This window comes from Archangium lansingense (assembly GCF_026626635.1).
GTDB classification, from domain to species: Bacteria; Myxococcota; Myxococcia; order Myxococcales; family Myxococcaceae; genus Archangium; species Archangium lansingense.
In genome coordinates this window covers 11,523,120-11,539,539 of record NZ_JAPNKA010000001.1, presented here as the reverse complement: position 1 = coordinate 11,539,539, position 16,420 = coordinate 11,523,120, and the positions used below count along the sequence as shown (strand labels likewise).

At 68.2% G+C, this 16,420-nt stretch carries 17 protein-coding genes; 6 read left to right on the top strand and 11 right to left on the bottom strand.

The annotated features are described in order from the left end of the window. Nucleotides 1–9 precede the first annotated feature (9 nt). From OV287_RS46145 to OV287_RS46130, 4 genes are all read left to right on the top strand, one after another. Complete coding sequence (locus tag OV287_RS46145) at nt 10–630, top strand: hypothetical protein (protein WP_267540438.1); 621 nt, start codon at nt 10–12, stop codon at nt 628–630. Then, nucleotides 617–1,318 carry a 7-cyano-7-deazaguanine synthase QueC gene (gene queC / locus OV287_RS46140; protein WP_267540437.1) on the top strand — a complete coding sequence of 234 codons (702 nt, stop codon included), beginning with the start codon at nt 617–619 and terminating at the stop codon, nt 1,316–1,318. The genes OV287_RS46145 and queC overlap by 14 nt, the downstream gene beginning before the upstream one ends. 1 nt (nt 1,319) lies before the next feature. After that, nucleotides 1,320–1,961, top strand: a complete 642-nt coding sequence (gene ddpX, locus OV287_RS46135) for a D-alanyl-D-alanine dipeptidase (protein WP_267540436.1) — start codon at nt 1,320–1,322, stop codon at nt 1,959–1,961. A 941-nt stretch (nt 1,962–2,902) separates the two neighbouring features. Next, a complete protein-coding gene (locus OV287_RS46130; protein ID WP_267540435.1) occupies nt 2,903–3,208 on the top strand; it encodes a hypothetical protein in 306 nt (101 codons plus the stop codon). A 56-nt stretch (nt 3,209–3,264) separates the two neighbouring features. On the opposite strand, the gene OV287_RS46125 is transcribed toward OV287_RS46130, so the two are convergent. The 6 genes from OV287_RS46125 to OV287_RS46100 all read right to left on the bottom strand — a co-directional run bounded on the left by OV287_RS46125 (nt 3,265) and on the right by OV287_RS46100 (nt 9,820). Further along, nucleotides 3,265–4,470: a threonine synthase gene (locus tag OV287_RS46125; RefSeq protein ID WP_267540434.1), complete on the bottom strand. Its 1,206-nt coding sequence runs from the start codon at nt 4,468–4,470 to the stop codon at nt 3,265–3,267. A 9-nt stretch (nt 4,471–4,479) separates the two neighbouring features. After that, nucleotides 4,480–5,316: an aldose epimerase family protein gene (locus OV287_RS46120; protein ID WP_267540433.1), complete on the bottom strand. Its 837-nt coding sequence runs from the start codon at nt 5,314–5,316 to the stop codon at nt 4,480–4,482. 71 nt (nt 5,317–5,387) lie between these two features. After that, on the bottom strand, nt 5,388–6,185 hold the full coding sequence (locus OV287_RS46115) for an endonuclease/exonuclease/phosphatase family protein (protein WP_267540432.1): 798 nt from the start codon (nt 6,183–6,185) through the stop codon (nt 5,388–5,390). A 79-nt stretch (nt 6,186–6,264) separates the two neighbouring features. Then, a complete protein-coding gene (locus OV287_RS46110; RefSeq protein ID WP_267540431.1) occupies nt 6,265–7,872 on the bottom strand; it encodes a S8 family peptidase in 1,608 nt (535 codons plus the stop codon). Between the two features lie 116 nt (nt 7,873–7,988). Further along, nucleotides 7,989–8,753 carry a xanthine dehydrogenase accessory protein XdhC gene (gene xdhC, locus OV287_RS46105; RefSeq protein WP_267540430.1) on the bottom strand — a complete coding sequence of 255 codons (765 nt, stop codon included), beginning with the start codon at nt 8,751–8,753 and terminating at the stop codon, nt 7,989–7,991. A gap of 29 nt (nt 8,754–8,782) precedes the next feature. Continuing rightward, a complete protein-coding gene (locus OV287_RS46100; RefSeq protein ID WP_267540429.1) occupies nt 8,783–9,820 on the bottom strand; it encodes a 6-phosphofructokinase in 1,038 nt (345 codons plus the stop codon). A 236-nt stretch (nt 9,821–10,056) separates the two neighbouring features. Here OV287_RS46100 and nagB point away from each other — a divergent pair, with 236 nt between their 5' ends. After that, on the top strand, nt 10,057–10,797 hold the full coding sequence (gene nagB / locus OV287_RS46095; RefSeq protein WP_267542556.1) for a glucosamine-6-phosphate deaminase: 741 nt from the start codon (nt 10,057–10,059) through the stop codon (nt 10,795–10,797). A gap of 29 nt (nt 10,798–10,826) precedes the next feature. Here the strand turns inward: nagB and OV287_RS46090 are convergent, their stop codons facing one another. From OV287_RS46090 to OV287_RS46070, 5 genes are all read right to left on the bottom strand, one after another. After that, a complete protein-coding gene (locus tag OV287_RS46090) occupies nt 10,827–11,669 on the bottom strand; it encodes an eCIS core domain-containing protein (protein WP_267540428.1) in 843 nt (280 codons plus the stop codon). Further along, nucleotides 11,666–12,373, bottom strand: coding sequence for a TIGR02466 family protein (locus OV287_RS46085; RefSeq protein WP_267540427.1), 708 nt, complete (start codon nt 12,371–12,373; stop codon nt 11,666–11,668). The genes OV287_RS46090 and OV287_RS46085 overlap by 4 nt, the downstream gene beginning before the upstream one ends. Nucleotides 12,374–12,585: 212 nt before the next feature. After that, a complete protein-coding gene (locus tag OV287_RS46080; RefSeq protein ID WP_267540426.1) occupies nt 12,586–14,283 on the bottom strand; it encodes a vWA domain-containing protein in 1,698 nt (565 codons plus the stop codon). A 58-nt stretch (nt 14,284–14,341) separates the two neighbouring features. Next, nucleotides 14,342–15,028 carry a lytic transglycosylase domain-containing protein gene (locus OV287_RS46075; protein ID WP_267540425.1) on the bottom strand — a complete coding sequence of 229 codons (687 nt, stop codon included), beginning with the start codon at nt 15,026–15,028 and terminating at the stop codon, nt 14,342–14,344. An 11-nt stretch (nt 15,029–15,039) separates the two neighbouring features. Then, nucleotides 15,040–15,786: a TetR/AcrR family transcriptional regulator gene (locus OV287_RS46070; RefSeq protein ID WP_267540424.1), complete on the bottom strand. Its 747-nt coding sequence runs from the start codon at nt 15,784–15,786 to the stop codon at nt 15,040–15,042. A 115-nt stretch (nt 15,787–15,901) separates the two neighbouring features. Here OV287_RS46070 and OV287_RS46065 point away from each other — a divergent pair, with 115 nt between their 5' ends. Next, the gene (locus tag OV287_RS46065) at nt 15,902–16,399 is read left to right on the top strand and encodes a sterol desaturase family protein (protein WP_267540423.1); all 498 of its coding nucleotides are present in this window, start codon (nt 15,902–15,904) and stop codon (nt 16,397–16,399) included. Nucleotides 16,400–16,420 lie beyond the last annotated feature (21 nt).

The window sequence follows — 16,420 nt, the reverse complement described above, 5'->3', positions numbered from 1 at the left end:
CGAGACCTTATGCCCACCTCTCGACGTCTGTTGCTCGTGTCGCTCCCCGTGCTCGCCCTGGTCGCCGCATGCGTGTCCGAGACGGTGTTCCCGGGGGACCTGACCATCGGAACGTTCGACTTCCATGCCCAGGCCAACTGGACGCGGACGGACTGCAAGGCGGACGGAGGGGATTTCAACCGGCTCGTAGATGGCGGCTTCGACTTCGCGGGTACCTTCTCGCGCGACAGCACGGACGGTGGGGTGTGGTTCACCGTCGACGGCTTCTCGCGCACGGCCTCCTTCGATGCTCCGGTGCAGCGCTACGCGTCGAGGCACAAGGCCGCGGCCCAGCTCGTGAGCTGTGGCGAGGGCTGTGAGGGTGCGGAGATCGACGAGACGCTGTCGGTGGTGGTGCTGAGCGACAGCCAGGACCGGGCCATCAGCAGCAGGTGCGGAAACATGCCGGACGCAGGCCTGCCGGATGGCTCGGTGCCGGGCCCCACCGCGAATGGCTACGACGCGGAGCGGGCGTGTGGTGAGCTGAGGGTGACCTTCCTCCCGGGGAAGAGCGCCCAGTGCAAATGCACGGTGTCGTGCACAGCGGTGTACGGCCTGGAAGGGAAGCGGCGCTTCAATGGCGGCCAATAGCAAGAAGGCAGTGGTGCTGCTGTCGGGAGGGCTGGACTCGACGACGTGTCTGGCGATGGCGAAGGCGGATGGCTTCGAGCCGGTGTGCCTGGCGGTGTCCTACGGGCAGCGGCACTCGGTGGAGCTGGAGCGGGCGCGCAAGGTGGCGCAGTCCATGGGGGTGAAGGACTTCCGGGTGGTGACGGTGGACCTGCGGCAGGTGGGTGGCTCGGCCCTGACGGCGGACATCGAGGTGCCCAAGGACCGGTCCGAGGACGAGCTGTCGCACGGCATCCCCATCACGTACGTGCCGGCGCGCAACGCGCTGTTCCTCTCGATGGCGCTGGGGCTGGCGGAGGTGGTGGGCGCGAGCGTCATCTACATTGGTGTGAACGCGGTGGACTACAGCGGCTATCCGGACTGCCGGCCCGAGTTCATCCGGGCCTTCGAGCAGATGGCGACGCTGGCGACGAAGGCGGGGGTGGAGGGAACGCGCTTCGAGGTGCGGGCGCCGCTGTCGGGGATGAGCAAGGCGGACATCATCCGGGCGGGGGTGAAGCTGGGCGTGGACTATTCGATGACGCACTCGTGCTACGACCCGGACCCGGAGGGGAGGGCGTGTGGGCGGTGCGACAGCTGCGTGCTGCGGCGCCGGGGATTCGAGCAGGCGGGGGTCGCGGACCCGACGCCCTACGTGAAGGGAGCCTGAGATGGCAGGAGTGGCAAGCGTGGCGCTGGGGCTGTGGCTGGCGGCGGGGAGCGCGCCGGTGGTGGACGCCACCGAGGTGGTGAAGGACCTGGTGGTGGACATGAAGTACGCCACGCCGGACAACTTCCTGAAGCAGAAGGTGTACCCGGACGGGGCGCGCTGCATGCTGCGGAACGATGCGGCCGAGATGCTGGCGAAGGCGGCGGAGACGCTGCGAGCGCAGGGCTACCGGCTGAAGGTATACGACTGCTATCGGCCGATCGCGGTGCAGTGGCAGATGTGGAAGATCCTCCCGAAGCCCGGCTACGTGGCGAACCCGAAGAAGGGGGGCAACCACAACCGTGGGGCGGCGGTGGATCTGACGCTGACGACGATGGACGGACAGGAAGTGGAGATGCCGACGGAGTTCGACTCGTTCGAACCGAAGGCGCACCACAGTTACAAGGGAGGGACGGAGGCCTCGCGCAAGCACCGCGAAATCCTGCGGGCGGCGATGGAGGGAGCGGGCTTCAAGAAGAACGCGATGGAGTGGTGGCACTACGACTTGCCGGGAGCGACGAAGCTGCCGGTGTTGGACGTGCCGTTCACGAAGCAGGAGGAGACCGCCGCTCCCAAGTCCAGCCCCTCTGTCGAGCCCAAATAGCGGAAGCGCTAGGCTAGAGATTTGAGCGCTGATGGCAAGGTCGCTCATGCCATGTCGAGGTGTTGTGGATGCGTCTCTGCCTCACTGTATTGATGCTGCTGGCGCTGGGGTGTAGTTCTCCCCCACCCAAGGGCGTCGTCCGATTCCGGGCCGGTGAAGCCCCAACCCATATTGATGGTCCAATGCCTGACTTCGGGCCATTCTCGACATATTCGGACGCGCTACTTGCTGCATGCCCGCTCATCCTGTCCCTACCTAATGCAGTAACGCCCCCGCCCAGCAATCCGAACTTCCCATTATATTGGGAGTTGTCTACGGAATACTGTGCTTGGATCTACTCAACTCCAGGCAATCAGTACGAAATGAGCATGGTCGCCACGAATATGGCTCAGGGCGACTCCAGGATGCGGACGTGTGACCTTCCTTCGTATGTTCGCGACTCCCGATACTCGGACAACAGTCTTGGCTATGTCTTCGTTGTACACAATCATCCCGTCGGGGATGTGTTGTCTCGTAGAGACATTCGATACATCTTCAATCAGGGGATGATTCACGGGTTCGCGTTCAAGACAGGGGAGCGGGAAATCCCTATTGGCATCATCGCGTTCTTCTCGAAAGGTGGACCTGGAAATCCATCTTGCGACGGCTTCTTTCAATACACTCCTCTCTCGGGCGAACTGTTGAGGTGGACTGTGGATGCGCAGTCAGGGCTGAAACGCGAGCAGTATGGTGTGGTCAGGTGGTTGGATTCCGAGAATTTCGAAATCGAATATCGGTAGCTCTTGGCGCGCTGCTTCTGAAGAGGTGGTATGAATTCAAGGTTGATCCTCCTGCTCTGCAGCGTGGCCCTCACGGGCTGTGCTCATCGGCCATGCCAGGTTCTGGGGGACCTGTTCGGTTGCAACTGCGTCCCCAAGAGGCCGCAGCCGGAGTACCAGGACATGAGTGTCCAGCTTCCAGTGTTCGATCACTCCTTGACGCCAGATGTGGATGTGGACGGCTACACGTTGCAGGCCATTCGCATCGCGGCGGATGATCTCCTGAAAGCGGAGCCGGCGGATCTTCCGTGTGGCGAGAAGCAGGTCTCCTACAGGTACCGGGCACTGCGGAGGGGTGACATCATTTTTGTCCGGATTGAGTTCAAGCCTGAGAATTGTGGAAGGACCGTCGGCATGCTCGACGATGGAGCAACTTATGCCATTGGGGTAGACGGTCGAATCCTGAGAAGAGATCTGGATGGTGGTTGAGACTGGCGATTACACAGGAACGAAGCGAGTGAGTCCGTTCCTGCACAATCCCATGCTCACAGAGTGGCGTTGAGCTCGAGCACAGGCAGCTTCGGGCTCATGACATCCGGGTATTTGATACCCGCGCCGGTATTGAGCAGCAGCACTCTCTGCCCGGCATTCAGCCACCCATCGCGCAGCAGCATCCGAGCCGCTCCTACGAGCGCTGCACCTTCGGGGCAGATGAACGCCCCCTCCATGCGGCTGATGCGCTCCAGGCCCCACATCGTGTCCGCATCAGGCACTGCCACACAGGTGCCGCCGGTCTCGCGCACGGCCTGGAGCACGAGGAAGTCTCCGAGTGCCTTGGGCACGCGAATCCCCTGGGCGACAGTGGACGCGTTCTCCCACTTCTCGGAGACCTCCTTGCCCTCGCGGAAGGCCTTCACGATGGGCTGGCAGCCCTCGGCCTGGACGGCGACGAGCTTGGGGAAGCGGACGTTCTCCGGCAACCAACCCAGCTCGCGCATCTCCAGCAGAGCCTTGTAGATGCCGATGATGCCCACGCCGCCGCCGGTGGGGTAGAGGATGACGTCCGGCAGGCTCCAGCCGAGCTGCTCGGCGATCTCATACCCCATCGTCTTCTTACCCTCGATGCGGTACGGCTCCTTGAGGGTGGCGGCCTCGAACCAACCGTGTGCCTTGGCCGAGCGGCCGACGATGGCACCGGCGTCCGTAATCTGCCCGCGAACCATGTACGCGTTGGCGCCGACGGCGGTGGCCTCCAGGACGCTCATAGCGGGAGCATCGGTGGGCATCACCAGGGTGACGGAGATACCAGCGCGAGCGCCGTAGCTGGCCCAAGCGCCGCCAGCATTCCCATTGGTGGGCATGGCGAGCGCTTTGATGCCCAGCTCACGAGCGCGGCTCACACCCGTGGCGGCGCCGCGCGCCTTGAAGGAGGCGGTGGGATTCAGTCCCTCGTCCTTCAGCCAGAGGTCAGGCAGGCCAATCTCGGCGCCCAGCCGAGGAAGGGGAAAGAGCGGCGTCATGCCCTCGCCGAGCGTGACGAGGTTCTTGTCATCGCGGAGGGGGAGCACCTCGCGGTAGCGCCACAGGGAGGAGACGCGGCCGGCGAGGTCGGAGGGGCGCACGGCCTTGGCAACGGCCTTCAGGTCATAGCGCACGAGCAGCGGGCCGCCGCAGTCACACAGGTTCTGGACCCGGTCCGCGTCGTGCGTCTTCCGGCAGCGCGAGCACTCGAGGTGGGAGAGGAAGGGCATGGCTGCCTTTTAGCGGACGAAGCGGGCCATTGGCTCGACGCTGATCTCGAACTCGGAGGCGAAGGTGTCTCCGGGTGCCACGGTGAGCAGGCCCTGGTGCGTCTGGAGGGCACCACCGGGGGCCGTCCAGGGCTCCACGCAGACGAAGTCGCGGCCCTTGAGTGTCCACACCACCAGCGTGGTGAAGGAGGGGCTCCAGGCGAGCTCCACCGGACGCAGGCCGGGCCCGCGTTCGAGCGTGGTGCCCTTCAGCGAGTGGTCGAGCAGGTGCATGTCCACCTCGGGCCCGGTGAGGTCCAATCCGGAGAAGCGCACCTGTGCACCCTGCCGGTTGTCCCAGGCGCGCGAGGCATCCGTCTCGACGCTGGCAGCGGCCTTGTTGGCCTGGGGGACGTAGAAGTACGGGTGGTAGCCGAGGTGCAGGGGCATGGGCCGCGAGTCGCGGTTCTCGGCGCTGAAGGACAGGTGGAGGGCAGTCCCCAGGAGTGTTACGGCGAGGCGTGCCTCGAAGCGCCAGGGGAATTCGCGCAGCGTCTGCTCCGAATGCCCGAGCGCGAGCACCACGCGCGAGGTCTCCCGGGTGCGCACTTCCCAGGGCAGGTCGCGGGCGAAGCCATGGCGGCGCATGGGGTACTCGCGGCCCTCCGCTGTGTACTTGTTGCCGGGAAGGACGCCGGGCGCGGGGAAGAGCACGGGGATGCCGCCGCGCACGTTCTTGGTGGGGTCCGCGAGGGTGCTCTCGTCGAGGAAGAGGATGGGCTCGCCCTCGACGAGGAAGCGGCTGATGAGCGCCCCCCTCTCGGGGACAATCTCCACGCGAGAGCCTTCATCCGTGAGGACCACCATGTTCTCCTCCAGGCCAGCCGCGCCGGACGTGGCGCACGGGGCGGCTTGTAGCAGGGGGTGGAAGGCCAGGGCTAGGCGTCGCGGGTGCGGAACGTCGCCACCACTGCGTTGTGGTCGGTGGCCTCTCCCACGTCGATGACCTCCGCGCGGATGAGCCGCTCGGCCATGCGGGGGGACGCGTAGATGTAGTCCGTGCGGTAGTCGATCATCACGCCGTTGCGGACGCGGTGCGCGGTCACCCACGCGGGTGAGGCGGGCCGGTGGCGCAGGGTATCTACCCAGCCGAAGCCCTCCAGGTCATCGATGACGTCGAAGCGCGGCGGGTGGCCGTACTTGTCCACGCCCGCATGGCGCACCCGGTCGGCGAGGTCCACGGGATACGGGTCCCTGCGAGACAGGGCGTTGAGGTCCCCGGCCAGCAGGTAGAGGCCCTCGCGGAAGGCGTCGGGGTCCAGCAGCGAGCGCAGGTAGCGCGCCTCGACGAAGCGCAGCGACTCGTGGTGCGCGTCGTAGTGCGTGCCGAAGAAGGTCAGCGGGCCGCCTGCGTCGAGCTCGCACTGCACCAGGGCGTGCCCGATGAAGTGCGGGTTGTTGTGCACGCGGATGGAGCGCGGGGGCAGCCGGCTGAGGACGGACACGTGGTAGCAGTTGCCGCTGCCTCGCGGGCGGGCGGCTCCCAGGTGGGCATGGACGCTGCCCTCAGGCCCCAGTGCGGCGGCCACCTGGCGCAGGCGCTCGCCGTCGTCCCAGCCCAGACACTCTTGCAGCACCAGCAGGTCCGGGCTCTCCCGCGTCAGCAGGGCGAGCAGGGCCTCGAACCGGTCCTGCCCTCCGAAGAGGACATTGAGCGTCATCACCTTCAGCTCCATGGCGCCTCTTTACCCCACTGACGCGAGGACTGTTGCGGGAACCCTCGGGGCACGTCTCCCCGAGGGCCCGCGGCACCGCTCAGTAGCTGCCGGAGATGACCTTGGGGAGCACCTTGCGCAGGTCCGGCAGGACGCCGATGTTCCGCGAGTCCGCGGCCTGTGCCGTGCCGTTGGTGCTCAGCACGCCACGCATCTGCTTGGAGGTCAGCCGGCGGCCGTTGGCGAGTGCCACACCCTGGGCGCTGGCCGCCGCGCCGGTGATGACGGGCGAGGCGCTGGAGGTACCGCTGAAGGTGGAGGTGTAGAACTGGTCCTCGCCGTAGCTGGAGCCGAACAGGGTGCCGTAGCCCATGGAGTAGACCTTCTCACCCCAGCCGTGCACGTCCACGCGGCTGCCGTAGTTGGTCCAGCACATGGGGGCGCGCGTGGTGGAGGTGCTGCCGCCCACGACGATGGCGCCCGAGTCACGCACGGTGCGGTTGAAGGCGGTGCCGTACGCCGAGCTGTCCAGGTTGGCGCTGCCGTTGCCAGCCGCTTCCACGACGATGACGCCGTTGGCGGTGGCCGTGGCGATGGCGTCGTAGTTGGCCTGCCAGTACTCCATGGCGATGTAGTTGCACTGGGTGGTGTTGCAGGTGCACGCAGTGCCATCGGACGGGCCCTGAGCGTGCAGCTCGATGAGGATGACGCCGCCCAGGCCCGCTGCGTTGGCCGCGTTGGTGATGGCGCTCGCGGTGCTCTGGCTGGCGACGCCCGAGATGCCTGCCTGCGCCTGATTCGCGATGCCCGTCACGCCGTAGGCGTTGCCCACGCCGACAATCTCCCCGAGCACCGCGGTGCCGTGGTTGCGCCAGCTCAGGTCGTTGTACTGGGAGCCAATCTGCGTGAAGAGGGCGGGCATGTCCTCGTGGGTGGTGCGCCAGCCGCCCTCGATGTCCACCACCTTGACGTTGAGGCCCTTGCCGCCCGTCACCGTCCACGCGTACTTCGCGTCGATACCGCCGGGCGCGGCGTTGAGGTAGCCCTGGTTGGACTCGTACAGGGGCGTGGTGGGCGCGATGTCCGAGGCGGCCAGCATCGTGCGCAGCGCCGCGTCCATGGCGAAGTTCACCATGGCGGGCTCGGGAGGCGGCTCGGCGTAGGCCACCTCCACGCCCTCCAGGGCGTTGAGCGAGGCCACCAGGTCCGCCACCCGCTCGGCGGTGGTGCCCGGCAGCAGGGGCACCTCATAGTAGAGGTTCAGGTCCGCGAGCTGCTGGCCGCTCAGCTCCTCACCGGAGAGCTTGCGCGCCTCCAGGGTGGACTCATCCTCCTCGAAGAGGCGCGAGAGGGCGCCGATGCGCGGGGCACGCTCCAGCAGGGACTGCACGGTGGCGGCGTCGGCCACCACGCGCTCGGCACGCAGGCCACGCGCGGACAGCAGCGCGCGCTCGGCCGAGCCGCGCTCCGAGGCCAGGGCCACCAGCGAATTGCCACGCAGGCGGACCCGGCTTCCCTCGTGGAACTTCACCACCAGGCGCTCCACGTAGGTGTTGGCGGGCAGCTCCCGGCCGGTGTGCTTGGCGGCCATGGCGCGCGGCGCCAGCGACTTGGGCGCGGCCTCGGCCTCGGGTGCCACGGACAATAGGGACAGGCCCAGCAGGGCGTGGAGCATCGGACGGCCGGACAGACGGCTCGGCTTCGACATGGGGGTTTTTCTCCGGAAGGCAGTACGGGGGTGTGAGGCGCGGCCCGCCGGAGGTTTTCCGGATAACCGCGTTTCACATGCTCAACATGCCATACCGGTCTGTCACGTTTTGGAAACTACCGTTGTCCACTTCTGCGCACTCGGATGAGCTCGCCCACGATGGAGACGGCAATCTCCTCTGGGGTGAGTGCGCCGATCTCCACCCCCATGGGGGAGTGCAGCCGGGCCACGGCTTCCTCGGAGAAGCCCGCGGCGCGCAGCCGCATCCGGAAGCGCTCGGCCTTGCGCCGGCTTCCAATCACGCCGAGGTACGCCGAGGGCTTGTCCAACAGCGCCTCCACCACGGCCTGGTCCAGCGGGTGGTCGTGCGTCGTGATGCAGAAGCAGTGCTCGGGGCCCCCGCTCAGCGTTCGCGCGTGGTCCGCCGGGTCCTTCAGCACCAGCTCGATGCCAGGGAAGCGCTCGGGGGTGGCCCATTCGGGCCGGGCGTCTACCACCGTCACCCGGAAGCCCACCCGGTGCGCCAGCAAGGCCAGCTCGCGCGCCACGTGCCCCGCGCCGAACACCGTGAGCCGTGGCGGGGCGCCGTGCTTCTCCAGGAACACCTTCATCCGCCCTCCGCAGCACATGCCCAGCTCGTGCGTGAGGTGCGTCTCGATGATGCGCGTGTGCTCCGCTGACTCCAGCAGGGCCCGCGCGGCCTGGATGATCTGGTGCTCGATGGCGCCGCCGCCTACGGTGCCCCGCAGGCCTCCGTCCCCGAGCACCACCATCTTCGAGCCCGGCTTCTGCGGCGTGCTGCCGGCGCTCTCGATGACGGTGGCCAGTACGAACGGACGGCCCTCGGCGACCAGGGCCGCCATCTCCGCGTAAAGGTCCATGGCAGGGGACACTCTATCCCCGCCTCGGGCTAACCGAAGAAGACCTGGGCGACCTCGAAGAACTCCCGGGGCACCTTCTTGAGCTCCCGGGTGGCCTCCGCCAGGTCCACGCTCACAATCTCGTTGCCCCGCAGCGCGGCCATCTTGCCGAACTCGCCCCGGGCCACCATGTCACACGCATGGACGCCGAAGCGCGTGGCCAGCACGCGGTCATGCGCGGTGGGCGCGCCGCCGCGCTGGATGTGGCCCAGCACCGACACGCGTGTCTCGTAGCCCGTGCGCGTCTCAATCTCGTTGGCCACGATGGCGCCCACGCCGCCCAGTCGGGGCCGGCCTGCCTCGTCCAGTGCTCCCGAGGTGACGAGCTGCTCCTGCTGCTCGGCGGACAGCTTGATGCGCGTGCCCTCGGCCACCACCACGATGGAGAAGGAGCGCCCGGTGGAGTGCCGGTGCTTGATGTGCTCGGCCACCGCGGCCAGGTCCGCGGGGACCTCGGGCACCAGAATCACGTCCGCGCCACCGGCCATGCCCGCGTAGGTGGCGATCCACCCCACGTGCCGTCCCATCACCTCGCACACGATGACGCGCTTGTGCGACTCGGCGGTGGAGTGCAGCCGATCAATGGCCTCGGTGGCGATGGTCACCGCGGTGTCGAAGCCGAAGGTGAAGTCCGTACCGTTGAGATCGTTGTCGATCGTCTTCGGCACGCCGACGATGCGCAGGCCCTCCTTGGCCATGCGCGTGGCGGCCGAGAGCGTGCCCTCGCCGCCGATGGCGATGACGGCGTGGATGTCATGCCGCTCGATGGCGCGCTTGACCTTCTCCAGGCCGTTCTCGACCTTGAAGGGATTGACGCGGGAGGTGCCCAGGATGGTGCCTCCGCGGTGGAGGATGCCGGAGGTAGTCTCACGCGTGAGGCGGAAGTGGTTGTCATCGAGGAGACCCTTCCACCCATCGCGCAGACCCATCATCTCGAAGCCATGGGCGGAGGCCCGGCGGACGACGGCGCGAATGACCGCATTGAGGCCGGGGCAGTCACCCCCGCCTGTAAGAACGGCGACTTTCATGAGGTAGCCTTCTAACGCACCTCGGGCGCGATTCATCCGCGAAGTTGGCGGAGACCGCCCGCCAGCAACGGTGGCATCCGGCCGGAAGGACCGGGCCGGTGGTTGGAGCGGGGGCGAGCAGGCAGGGCCTCCCAGGGCCGTGGACCCTACTCGGGCTACCTTCTGGGTCGGGCCCGATGCAACGGGTGACGTACGGCTTTGTCAGCAGAGAAGCTTTGGCTATGCTGACCGGTGCCTTGAACGTTCGCGTCTTCGCCTCCGAGCAGGAAGCCGTCGCTGCGTGCGCGGCCCTCGTCGCCGCTGCGGTTCGTGAGAAGCCTTCCCTGGTTCTCGGACTGCCCACGGGCCGGACGCCGCTCAACGTGTATCGAGAGTTGGTGGTGCTGCACCGGAACGGGCAGTTGGACTTCTCCAAGGTGACCACCTTCAACCTGGACGAGTTCCTCGGCCTGGGGCCTGACGACCCGAGCAGCTTCCGGGCGTACATGGAGCGGCACCTCTTCCAGCACGTCAACCTGGCGCCCGTGCGCATCCACTTCCTCGATGGGAGCGCGGAGCGGGCCGAGCGGGAATGTGCCCGCTACGACGTCCAGCTGGCGGCGGCGGGAGGGTTGGACCTGGTGCTGCTGGGCATCGGGCCCAACGGGCACGTGGCCTTCGTGGAGCCGGGGGAGAGCCTCCAGGCGGGGAGCCACCGGGTGCGCCTGTCGCGGGAGTCACGCCAGGCGGTGGCCTCGCTCTTCGGGGATGACGTCTGGAAGGTGCCCCTGGCGGCGCTCACGCTGGGCATGTCGGCGCTGCTTCAGGCGCGTCGCGTCATCCTGCTGGCCTTTGGGGTGAGCAAGGCGGCGGCGGTGACGGCCATGGTGCGCGGTCCCATCACCACCCTGTGCCCGGCCTCGTTCCTTCAGCTCCACGGCAATGTGGAAGTCTGGGTGGACGCGGAGGCCGGGCGGGGCATGGACGGCTCGCGCTAGCCGGGGAGTGGGGTCTCACCCCTCGGGGGTCACGTCTTCTTCTTCTTGGTGGCCTTGGCGGCTGCGGCTGCGGCTGCTTGTTCTTGTCTTCTTGCGGCCAACTCTTGATTTCCCTGCTGTCTATCCAAAGCCTTCGCCGCGCTCCGCGCCGTGTACTTCGCTGCCTTGGTCTTGCCGAGCTGCTTGGCCCTGGTACCCGAATCGATTTTGTGGTGGTTGTCCTTCTGGCTCGCCGCGAATTTCGCGGCATCCGCCTTGGCCTTTTCGTCCTTCCCCTGGCACTGGATGACGCCGCCTCCGCCCGTGACGGCTTTGCGCTGCACGCCGCTCCCGACGCCGCGCACCGTCGCCTCCAGCCTCTGGGCTGCCCTCGCGCCTTGCCGATCGGCCTCGGCCTCGAGCCCGGGGTTGGCGTTGATCGGCGCTCCCTTGCCCTGGGGGATGGCGACATTGCCCGCGCGCTGCTGCACGACATGGGTCAGCTCGTGCCCGATGAGCGCCTGCCCAGACTGCGTCCCGGGCTGGTATCGGCCGGGGGCGAAATGGAGGTCGTGGCCGCGGGTGTAGGCCGTGGCGCCGAGCGCGGCTGCGTTTCCGTCCTCATGGACGCGCACCTGCGCGAAGTCATGGCCGAAGGCCGTCTCCATCTTGGCGCGCACCGGCTCTGGCAGGGGCCGGCCCTTCTTGCCCATGGCGGGCGGTGGGGCGTGCGTCGGTGTCTGCTCGAGTCGATGGCCCAGGCTGGCGGTGCGCTCGAGGTCGGCGAAGCTCCCCGTCGCGGGTTGCGCGACCTGTGGGGCCGTGGCTGCCGAGGGCGTCGTCACTGTCGCAGGGGCGGCGGTCTTCCGTTGCACGGGCACCTGTCTGCTCATGTTTTGCTCTCCTGGAGATACGCATTGAAGGCGACGGTGATGCGTGCGCCTGGGCCCGTATAGGGATGCACCGAGTGGCCGAGGTAGCCGGGAAAGAGGACGAGCATCCCCGTCTCGGGGAGCACGTCGAAGTCCTCGGCGAAGCCGAGGAGACGGCTGTGGAGCATGGCGCCGCCAGCGCGCGGCTCGTAGAAGCAGAGCTTGCCACTGTGTGGGTTGCCCGGGTCGGGGCGGCCGGCGTTCACGTAGTAGGAGCCGGCCAGGTGGCTGCCGGGGTGGACGTGATGGGTGTGATAGCCGCCGCGAGGGAGGACGTTGGCGAAGGCGGAGAGCTGGGTGCGGAGGCGGGTGACGGCGCCTTCGGGCATCACGGCGCTCAGGCAATCGAGTAGCGCGCGGTGGATGAGCGCGCGCAGTTCCTGGAACTCTGGCGCGAGCTCGCCTCCGTGGACGTCAGACTCGAAGAGATCGTCGCTCGACTGCCATCCCCCGTAGTTGCTGCGCTGCCGGCCAGGGTCGCTCGCCTGCCGCTCGCGGATGCGCCGCTCGAGGGCCGCGTTCCAGGGAGGAGGCGGCGCCAGGCGGCGGATGAAGATGGGCGTTGCCCAGAGCAGACGCAGATCATCACGGGAGTGGAGCGTGGGGGGAGACTCCTCGCGTGCGCGAACACGCCTGGGCGCCGCGCGCCGGGAGCGGGAGGGCATCCGAGCAGTATACGCGCGGGAAGAGGTCTCGTGGAGTGGACGAGGCCGCGGTGATGGTCATGGTGCGCGGCCCCATCGCCCCCGGACGGCACGCGCTAATCCCTTTCAGATAGGTCCGCGAAGGAGTGCCCCTGGGGCACTGGCTCCTTTCCCGCGGCCATTTCCCCTCTCCCCTCGGGAGAGGGGACAGTCGGTCACTTCTCTGAAGAAGATTAGTAGGGTCCGCCGGCCACGGACGTGGCTCGGCGCTCGCGCACCGTGCGCAGCAGGCTGAGGAACTCGGCGCGGTCGCTCATGTCGTCCACGGCGCCCTCGGCGAGCGCCTCGGCGGTGGCCAGGCTCCAGTCTCCGGCCTGGGGCGCGCCCCGGAGAATGTCCGCGGTGCCGGCCACGGCGGCGGCGAAGCGCAGGTTGGCGGAGGCCTCGCGCAGCGAGCCATGCAGCTGCGTGCGCGCCAGGGAGAAGCGCTGCTCGGCGGCCTCCACGCCTCCGGGCCGCTTGGCTCGCACGCGCACCATGGCTACGTTCGCGCCCTCGCCGGCGAGCTCCACCTCGTAGAGGGCGGTGACGGTGTGGCCGGCGCCAATCTCGCCCGCGTCCACCTTGTCGTTGCGGAAGTCGCGGTCGGCGATGGCGCGGTTCTCGTAGCCCAGCAGCCGGTAGCCGCGCACGGTGGCGGGGTCGAACTCCACCTGCACCTTCACGTCCTGGGCGATGACCTCCAGCGTGCCGGCGAGCCGCTCCTGGAAGACGCGGCGGGCCTCGCGCTCGCTGTCGATGTAGAAGCAGTTGCCGTTGCCCTTGTTGGCCAGCCGCTCCATCAGGTCATCGCGGTAGTTGCCCATGCCCAGGCCGATGGTGGACAGGGTGACGCCCTCCTGCACGTAGCCCTGGACGTTGGCGAGCATGGCGTCGGCGGTGAGGTTGCGGCCGAGGTTGGTGTCGCCATCGGTGAGGACGACGACGCGGGAGACGCTGTAGGGGTTGGCCTTCTTCGCGGCATGACGGTAGGCGAGCTCCAGGCCATCGCCCATGGCGGTGCCGCCGCCGCTGGTGAGCGCGTCGATGGCGGCGAAGATCTCCGAGCGCTCGATGGCGTGGGTGGGGGGCAGCACGTCGCGCACGCTGCCGGCGTAGGTGACGAGCGCCACGGTGTCCGTCTCGTTGAGGCCGTCCACCATCAGCTTCATGGCCTTCTGGGCGAGCGGCAGCTTGTCCGGGGAGGACATGGAGCCGCTGGTGTCCACGAGGAAAACGAGGTGGGTGGGCTTGCGCTGGCTCTTGGCGATGACGCGGCCCTGCAGGCCCACCTTCACGAGGTGGCGGCCGGGGGTGAAGGGCGAGGGCGCGCCCTCGAGGTCCACCCGGAAGTCCCCTTCCTCGGGGGAGGGGTAGCGGTAGCGGAAGTAGTTCACCCACTCCTCGACGCGGATGGAGTCATCCGGCGGCAGGCCCCCCTCGGTGACGTAGCGGCGGAAGAGGGTGTAGGAGGCGGTGTCCACGTCCACCGCGAAGGTGGAGAAGCGATCCTCGCTCGTGAGGGTGAAGGGGTTGGGGCGCTCCTCGGCGTGGGTGTTGCCGGTGGTGACGGGCTCGGCGCGCTCGGCCAATTGCGCGACCTGCTTCCTCGCCGCCACGCTCCTGGGTGCCGGGGCCGCGGCCGGTGCCGGGGCCGCGTACGAGTCCCCATCGGCGGAGTTGTCCCCGAAGGTCTTCAGCGACTTGCGCTGGAACTGTCGGCTCGCCAGGGCGCCGCCGTTCCCGGAGTACTCACTGCCGACGAGCGCTTCCGCCTGCGCACCAAAGAGCTTGCGGATGTTGTTGCCGAACAGACTGACGGTGGCCACCAGGAGCGCCACGACGCCCAGGGTGACGAGGGCGAGCTTCGAGAGGCCGGTGAGTCGTTTCATGCGTGCGGGAATCGCACGGTCTTCGGGGCTCGCGCGTCCGTCATCCGGCGGAGGTCGGTCATCCGGCGGAGGGTCGGTCAACGGGCGGATGGCGAGGAGGGGCGCTCACGGGTCGGGCCTGGCGCTTCGCGGCGGGAGCGGGCTTCGAGGGCCTCGGAGGAGGAGGGCGGGGCCTGAGGCGCTCGTAGTGGTTGAGCACCTTCTCCACGTAGAACTCGGTCTCGCCGTTGCGGGGAACGCGGCCATTCACGTTGCCAGGCCCGGCGTTGTAGGCGGCCACGGCGAGGCGCACGTTGCCCCGGAAGCGCTCGAGCTGCTCGGCGAGGTAGCGCGCGCTGCCATCGAGTGCGGGCGCCGGGTCGAAGGGGTCCGCCACGCGCAGCAGGCTGGCGGTGCCAGGCATGAGCTGGCCGGGGCCCATGGCGCCCGCGGGGGAGATGCGGTGCGGCTGGGTGTTGGACTCCACCTCGACGAGCGCCTCCAGCAGGCCGGTGGGGATGCGGTGGCGGCGCTCGCTGTCGCGGATGAGGGGGGCGAGCTCCGGGTGCCCCTCGAGCAGGCAGGAGGGCCGGTGGCGCGCGTAGGTGGCGAGGGCGTGTGCCTTCTGCTCCAGGAAGGACAGGGAGAAGGGGGAGACGACGGTGTCGCCGAAGAAGGCCACCGCCAGGTTGAGCAACACGAGCGGCAGCAGGGCGCACAGCGCCACCTTCACCCAAGGAAACCCGCTGTCCCGTCTCCGCCGCACGGCCTCCTTCCTTACGGGCGACCGGGCTTCCCGTCCAACTTCCGGCGGGCGGGCCGGGGGCCCGGCGGGGGCAGGCGCAGGCCATCGAGGATGAGGGTGGTGAGGGCGTCGGGCAGCTCCAGGGGGTTGCCAACGTCCTCTTCCTCGCTGAGGACGGCGAGCAGCAGGCGCTCCACCGCTCCCACCACGGCCAGCCCGCTGACAGAGGGGCGGATGGGGCGCAGCAGCCCGTGGGTATGGGCCCGGCGCGTCATGTCCACCGCGTGGTGGGAGATGAGGTGGGCCACCTCGATGAGCTTCACCCGGGCGCCCACGGCGGGCCCTCGGCATTCCTGGAGGTAGAGCCGTACCACGCCTGGGTGCTGGAGGATGGCACCGGCGATGACGGCGGCCACGGCGCGGTAGGCCTCGAACATGGCCTCCACGTCGCGTGCGGCCTCCAGGGCCTCGCCGCATGCCACCAGCCCCTGGAGCAGCTCGCGGCGCACAGGCTCGAGCAGGAAGTCCACCAGCGCCGCCTTGTCCCCGAAGTACCGGTAGAAGGTGCCCTTGGCCACGCCGGCCGCGTGGGTGATGTCGTCAATGGTGACGCCGTCCAGCCCGCGTGCCACGAAGAGCTGGAGGGCCGCGTCGCTGAGCGCCTTCTCTCGCTCGCGGCGGTTGGTGTCGCGGACACCGCCCTGGGTGCCGGGACGCCGGGGCGTGGAGGCGGGCGGGCTCTCCTTCGCAGGACGCTCTGGGGGCTTCCTGGGGCTCATGGGCTCGCTCAACCTCACAAATCATGACTGGATGGTCATTCTTTACGTGACCAGGTGGTCATCATTTCATGCGGGGGGTCTCGGGGGCCGGGGCTTTCCGCGAGGAGCAGGGGAGATGATTGGTATCCCACTGGGCCTGGCGTACTCCAACTTCGGGGAGTGGCTGCTGCACCGTTACGTGCTGCACGGGCTGGGCAAGAGACACAAGAGCTTCTGGAGCTTCCACTGGCACGAGCACCACCAGCGCTCGCGTCGCCACGAGATGGTGGACGAGCAGTACAGGGGGCCGCTGTGGAGCTGGTCGCCGCAGAGCAAGGAGGTGCTGGGGCTGGCGGCCGTCGTGGTGGGCCACATCCCGCTGCTCAAGCGGGCGCCGTGGTTCGTGATGACGGTCTGGGCCTCGACGGTGCTGTACTACGTGGTGCACCGGCGGGCGCACCTGGATGAGAACTGGGCGCGCGAGCACCTGCCGTGGCACTACGACCATCACATGGGGAAGGACCAGAACGCGAACTGGTGCGTGACGTACCCGCTCTTCGACTACGTGATGGGAACGCGCCGCAAGTACCTGGGAGTTCCGGCCCTGGCCGAGGCTCGGGTTCCCGCGGCCTGACAACCCTCTCCCGCGGATAGG

Excerpts from the sequence above, each read along its gene's own strand:
- queC (WP_267540437.1), top strand. The coding sequence starts at position 617 with ATGGCGGCCAATAGCAAGAAGGCAGTGGTGCTGCTGTCGGGAGGGCTG.
- OV287_RS46090 (WP_267540428.1), bottom strand. The coding sequence starts at position 11,669 with ATGAGCAGACAGGTGCCCGTGCAACGGAAGACCGCCGCCCCTGCGACA.
- OV287_RS46110 (WP_267540431.1), bottom strand. The coding sequence starts at position 7,872 with ATGTCGAAGCCGAGCCGTCTGTCCGGCCGTCCGATGCTCCACGCCCTG.
- OV287_RS46125 (WP_267540434.1), bottom strand. The coding sequence starts at position 4,470 with ATGCCCTTCCTCTCCCACCTCGAGTGCTCGCGCTGCCGGAAGACGCAC.
- OV287_RS46100 (WP_267540429.1), bottom strand. The coding sequence starts at position 9,820 with ATGAAAGTCGCCGTTCTTACAGGCGGGGGTGACTGCCCCGGCCTCAAT.
- OV287_RS46145 (WP_267540438.1), top strand. The coding sequence starts at position 10 with ATGCCCACCTCTCGACGTCTGTTGCTCGTGTCGCTCCCCGTGCTCGCC.
- OV287_RS46115 (WP_267540432.1), bottom strand. The coding sequence starts at position 6,185 with ATGGAGCTGAAGGTGATGACGCTCAATGTCCTCTTCGGAGGGCAGGAC.
- OV287_RS46120 (WP_267540433.1), bottom strand. The coding sequence starts at position 5,316 with ATGGTGGTCCTCACGGATGAAGGCTCTCGCGTGGAGATTGTCCCCGAG.
- OV287_RS46085 (WP_267540427.1), bottom strand. The coding sequence starts at position 12,373 with ATGCCCTCCCGCTCCCGGCGCGCGGCGCCCAGGCGTGTTCGCGCACGC.
- ddpX (WP_267540436.1), top strand. The coding sequence starts at position 1,320 with ATGGCAGGAGTGGCAAGCGTGGCGCTGGGGCTGTGGCTGGCGGCGGGG.
- OV287_RS46065 (WP_267540423.1), top strand. The coding sequence starts at position 15,902 with ATGATTGGTATCCCACTGGGCCTGGCGTACTCCAACTTCGGGGAGTGG.
- OV287_RS46080 (WP_267540426.1), bottom strand. The coding sequence starts at position 14,283 with ATGAAACGACTCACCGGCCTCTCGAAGCTCGCCCTCGTCACCCTGGGC.
- OV287_RS46070 (WP_267540424.1), bottom strand. The coding sequence starts at position 15,786 with ATGAGCCCCAGGAAGCCCCCAGAGCGTCCTGCGAAGGAGAGCCCGCCC.
- xdhC (WP_267540430.1), bottom strand. The coding sequence starts at position 8,753 with ATGGACCTTTACGCGGAGATGGCGGCCCTGGTCGCCGAGGGCCGTCCG.
- OV287_RS46130 (WP_267540435.1), top strand. The coding sequence starts at position 2,903 with ATGAGTGTCCAGCTTCCAGTGTTCGATCACTCCTTGACGCCAGATGTG.